The organism is Nocardiopsis sp. MG754419, from assembly GCF_018207095.1.
Taxonomy (GTDB): domain Bacteria; phylum Actinomycetota; class Actinomycetes; order Streptosporangiales; family Streptosporangiaceae; genus Nocardiopsis.
The window spans coordinates 1-4421 of the sequence record NZ_QOCZ01000251.1; the positions used below are offsets into that span (position 1 = coordinate 1).

Sequence of the window (4421 nt, forward strand, 5' to 3'; positions counted from 1 at the left end):
GGGGCGGGGTCTGGGCCGCCTCGACCGGTTCCGGCCAGTCGCCCTTCGTGGGGGTCTCCCAACGGGGAACGTCGTATTCGGGTTCCTCCTGGGCCTCGTCGTCCCGGTTCCGGTCGGAGTGCCCCGGAACAGGGGTGCCCCGCACCGGCTCCTGCGCCGGTGCGGGTACGCGCCCAGGTTCCTCCGGCTCCCATGCGGGGCCCGGTACCGCGGCGGGTGCCGCGGGGACGGACGACTTCCCCAAACCGTCCGTCCGTGCCGTATCCGATCGGTCCGCGCCGAACCTTCCGTGGATCAGAGCGCCCAGGAGGAGCAGGACGCTGAGTCCTGCCAGTCCCAGAGCGATGTACACCAGGATGGTCTCGGCGAACACCAGAGCGGCCGTGATGGCGGCGATGGCCGCCAGCACCGCCACGGTGGCGAGGATGCTAAGGATCACGGGTCGACCAGGGCCTTTACACGTGTTGAGCCGGAGTCTTCAGTTGTTCGGAGCCACATGCCACCGATGGATCAGCGACGCTCGTGCGGGGCCTCGCCCGGGTGGAAACCACCGTGCGGGGTGGGCTCGGGCTGCCCGAACGGGTTGCCGCCGGGAGCGTGCTGCTGCATCGCGGGGGCACCGGCGGACTGAGGAGCCATCGTCTGGAAGCCGCCCGTGGTGTTCGGGTTGAGCTCCACCGACTTGGCCTTCTCCTCTTCGTTCTTCAGCTCGTTGAGCTGACGCTCGAAGTAGTCCTTGAGGCGGCTGCGGTACTCGCGCTCGAAGTCCTTGAGCACGTTGACCTTGTGCTCGAGCTCCTCGCGCTGCTGCACCAGGCTGCCCATGACCTGACGGTGGCGCTCCTGAGCGTCACGGTCCAGGTTCTCGGAGCGGGCACGGGCCTCACCGATGATCTGGTCGGCCTGACGGCGCGCCTTGCCCAGGATGTCCTCGGACTCGTGGCGAGCGCGACCGAGCGTCTCGTCGGCCTCGCGGCGCGCGTCGCTGATCGCCTGGTCGGCGGTCTGCTGAGCCAGGGCCAGGACACGGGCCGCCGTGTCCATGTTCTCCTCACCGCCCATGGCGAGGTTGCCACCGGTCATCGCCATCTGCGCCTGCTGCGGCGCGGGCGGCTGGGGCTGCTCGACGGGGGCCTGGGCCTGCACGGGCTCCGGACGCAGCTGCTCCATCTGCTGGGCCTCGGCCTGCTCCTGCGGCTGCTGGAAGTCCTGCATACCGGCGTTGGGCACCTTGCCCCGCAGGCACTCGGCCAACTTGCCGCGCAGTTCCTCGTTCTCCTGGATCAGTCGGTCCAGCTCGGACTCGACCTCGTCGAGAAAGGCGTCGACCTCTTCTTCGTCATACCCAGGCCGTAGCCGGGTGGTGCTGAACTGCTTGTTCCGCACATCGGCGGGTGTCAGCGGCATGCTCGTCTCCTTGGCGCGCTTGGAGTCTGTCCGTAGGGACGCTACCTGATCGTGACCTTACGGCAATCCAGATCATGACCAAGACCACAAATCGGAATCCGGGGTGACTTTTCCACCCCAACAGTCCTCGTCACAGGCCCGCCGCCATCGCCGCCAGGATGCTCTGGAGGATGATGATGGCGAAGAACAGGATCAGCACACTCAGGTCGAGTGCGATGCTCCCCAACCTCACCGGCTTGATGAACCTGCGGAGGAACCTCAGTGGGGGGTCGGTGATCGTGTACACGATCTCAGCGAGCACAAGCACGAACCCGCTGGGTCGCCAGTCCCTCGCGAAGGACTGCACCATCTCCAGCACCACCCTCGCTATCAGCACGAAGACAAACAGCTGCAACAGGAGGGACAGTACTGACAGGACGATACTCACGGTCGTTCCCCGACCCAATCTCTGGACAAAGTTGATGGTCTAGCTCTGATTGAAGAACCCTCGCTCGGCGATCCGCGCCTTGTCTTCGGCGGTCACCTCGACGTTGGCCGGGGACAGCAGGAACACCTTGTTGGTCACGCGTTCGATACTGCCATGGAGCCCGAAGATCAGACCAGCCGCGAAGTCGACGAGACGCTTCGCGTCACTGTCGACCATCTCGGTCAGGTTCATGATCACCGGTGTTCCTTCCCGGAAATGCTCTCCGATCGTACGCGCCTCGTTGTACGTGCGCGGGTGGAGCGTGGTGATCCGAGCGAGGTCGGCGGTCGAGGCTGTCGTGGTGGTACCACCGCGTCGCTCACCCGTTCCCAGGTAGTCGCCGGTGTCCGTCACGGTCTCGCCTCGTGTTTCCTCGCCTCGCGGGAGGTCGACGTCGCGGTCACGTCGCTCCTCCGCACCCTCGTCGAATTCGTCGAACTCATCATATTCGTCCGCATAGCGGTGATCGTAACGGTCGTCCTCCACGAGACCGAGGTAGACCGCCATCTTGCGCATCGCGCCGGCCATCTCACATCCTCCGTCGTCCCCGCGGCCTCGACCGCAGCCGACTCGTCCGTCTTACCTGTCCGGGCCCACCGTCGCGAGCGGGCACCCATTCGGGCGAACTCCACAGACAGGCCCCAAGGTCTATGTGGGGACATTACCCCACGTTCGTGCCTCGGGCGCCGAGCAACGCCGCACCAAGACGCAGGTGTGTCGCGCCTCGCCCGATCGCCGCCTCCAGGTCTCCGCTCATGCCCGCGGAGATCATCGTTGCCCGAGAGTAGCGATCCCTGATCCGGGTCGCCACTTGGTAAAGACGGGCGAAAGCGGCGTCCGGATCCCCGCCCAGGGGAGCGACCGCCATCACACCGCCGAGTTCGAGCGCCTCGTGCTCGTCGATGCGCTCGGCGATCCCGAGCGCGTCGGCCGGATCCACCCCGCCGCGCGGCCCCAGAACACCCGCCCGGGCCTCCTCGTCCAGGTCGACCTGCACCAGGCAGGTCAGCCGGCGGCCCGCGTCCGCGGCCCGATCACCCAGCGCACGGGCGAGTTTGACCCGGTCCACCGAGTGGACGACATCGGCGTAGGAGGCCACCGACCTGGCCTTGTTGGTCTGGAGCTGGCCGACGAAATGCCAGGTCAGGTCGAGATCGGCGGTCGCGGCGGCCTTCGGCGCGGCCTCCTGGTCCCGGTTCTCGCCGACGTTGGAGACACCCAGGGAGGAGAGAACGCGCACGTCGCTCGCGGGGTGGGTCTTGGTCACCGCGACCAGGGACACCTCGGCCGGGTCACGGTCGGCCGCGGCGCAGGCCGCGGCGATACGGGACCGCGCGGCCTCGATGTTGGCGCGGATCTGCTCGGTGCGCGCGGGGTCGGTGTGTGACACGGCTGTTCCTTCTGTTCACTGCTGTGGTTACTGCGTTTCGGCGGGAGATTGGCCGGTTCCGGCAACCCGGGTTCAGGTGGTACGGCCGGGTGTGGCGGGCCCGGTGCGCCAGAGGAAGGAGGCGAACCGTCCGGTCGGGGCGCCCCGGCGGTGGGAGAAGAGTTCCGGACTCTCGAGGGTGCAACGACCGTCGTGGGTGATGTTCTCCACCCCGGCGCGACGCAGCTGAGCGGTGACCGCGGTGAGCATGTCCACACCGGTGGTGCCCCGCCGGGTGGTGGAGGCGGCCTCGGGGGTGCGCTCGGCGGTCTGTTCCTGGAGTTCGGGAGGCACCTCGTAGCAACTCCCACAGATGGTGGGGCCGAGGAAGACGGTGAGGTGATCGGTGCGGGCTCCCTGGGCGACCATGGTCTCGACCAGGTTCACCGCGATCGCGTTCGCGGTGCCGAGACGGCCCGAGTGGGCGGCCCCGAGGACCCCCGCCTCGGCGTCGGCGGCCAGCACCGGCAGGCAGTCGGCGGCCATCGAGGCGAGGACGAGGTCGGGGCGGGTGGTGACGACCCCGTCGCACGTGCCGACCCCACCGGGTGCGGTGGCCACGAGCACGTCGGCGCTGTGCACCTGGTTCATCCACACGACGCGGTCGATGTCGAAGCCGAGGTCCTCGGCGGCGCGCCTGCGGTTGTCCAGGACGGCCTCGCGGACGTCACCGGTTCCGAGCCCGAGGTTGAGCGAGTCGAACGGCGCGCTGCTCACCCCGCCCTTGCGTTCGGTGACGGCGGCGCGCACGTCGTGCCCCAGGTCGATGACGTTGCCCATCGGTGTGCCCGTGGTCCTTCCCTCGGCCCTTCGACGACCGGGGCGACCGGCCCCGGGGGCGGCGACGGCCCCGCCACAAGGGTCGGGGCCGCTGACACGCTCGATGGTACCGGTGGGCTTACTTGAGGAACTCCGGGACGTCCAGGTCGTCCGGGTCGTCGAAGATGACCCGGCGTCGGGGCGTGGGCACCTCGCCGCGCCGCTCGGTGGAGTCCGAGACGGCGTGGATGTGGCCCGACTGCGACTCGGTCTCCGGCTCCGCCGCGGACTCCGGCTCGGTCTCGGCCGACGTGTGCTCCTCCACCGGTGCCGTGGGAGCCGCCGGGGGCTCCTGGGCGG

5 protein-coding genes and 2 pseudogenes are annotated in these 4421 nt (G+C 68.6%); all 7 read right to left on the minus strand.

Annotation, left to right across the window (positions count from 1 at the left end; all coding sequences use genetic code 11):
- A pseudogene (locus DSY14_RS27040) lies at positions 1 to 439 on the minus strand (hypothetical protein); the annotation flags it as partial.
- Between the two features lie 71 nt (positions 440 to 510).
- A complete protein-coding gene (locus tag DSY14_RS27045; RefSeq protein ID WP_211719437.1) occupies positions 511 to 1407 on the minus strand; it encodes a DivIVA domain-containing protein in 897 nt (298 codons plus the stop codon).
- Positions 1408 to 1537: 130 nt separating this feature from the next.
- Entirely contained in the window at positions 1538 to 1834 is a 297-nt protein-coding gene (locus DSY14_RS27050; protein ID WP_211719438.1) for a YggT family protein, read from the minus strand.
- 39 nt (positions 1835 to 1873) lie between these two features.
- Positions 1874 to 2401 carry a cell division protein SepF gene (locus DSY14_RS27055; RefSeq protein WP_211719439.1) on the minus strand — a complete coding sequence of 176 codons (528 nt, stop codon included), beginning with the start codon at positions 2399 to 2401 and terminating at the stop codon, positions 1874 to 1876.
- Positions 2402 to 2534: 133 nt separating this feature from the next.
- Positions 2535 to 3263 carry a YggS family pyridoxal phosphate-dependent enzyme gene (locus tag DSY14_RS27060; RefSeq protein ID WP_211719440.1) on the minus strand — a complete coding sequence of 243 codons (729 nt, stop codon included), beginning with the start codon at positions 3261 to 3263 and terminating at the stop codon, positions 2535 to 2537.
- 72 nt (positions 3264 to 3335) lie between these two features.
- The gene (pgeF, locus tag DSY14_RS27065; protein ID WP_211719441.1) at positions 3336 to 4082 is read right to left on the minus strand and encodes a peptidoglycan editing factor PgeF; all 747 of its coding nucleotides are present in this window, start codon (positions 4080 to 4082) and stop codon (positions 3336 to 3338) included.
- 118 nt (positions 4083 to 4200) lie between these two features.
- A pseudogene (locus DSY14_RS27070) lies at positions 4201 to 4421 on the minus strand (cell division protein FtsZ); the annotation flags it as partial.

Bases quoted from the DNA above. Each gene is read 5' to 3' on its own strand.
- DSY14_RS27045 (WP_211719437.1), bottom strand. From the start codon at position 1,407: ATGCCGCTGACACCCGCCGATGTGCGGAACAAGCAGTTCAGCACCACC.
- DSY14_RS27055 (WP_211719439.1), bottom strand. From the start codon at position 2,401: ATGGCCGGCGCGATGCGCAAGATGGCGGTCTACCTCGGTCTCGTGGAG.
- pgeF (WP_211719441.1), bottom strand. From the start codon at position 4,082: ATGGGCAACGTCATCGACCTGGGGCACGACGTGCGCGCCGCCGTCACC.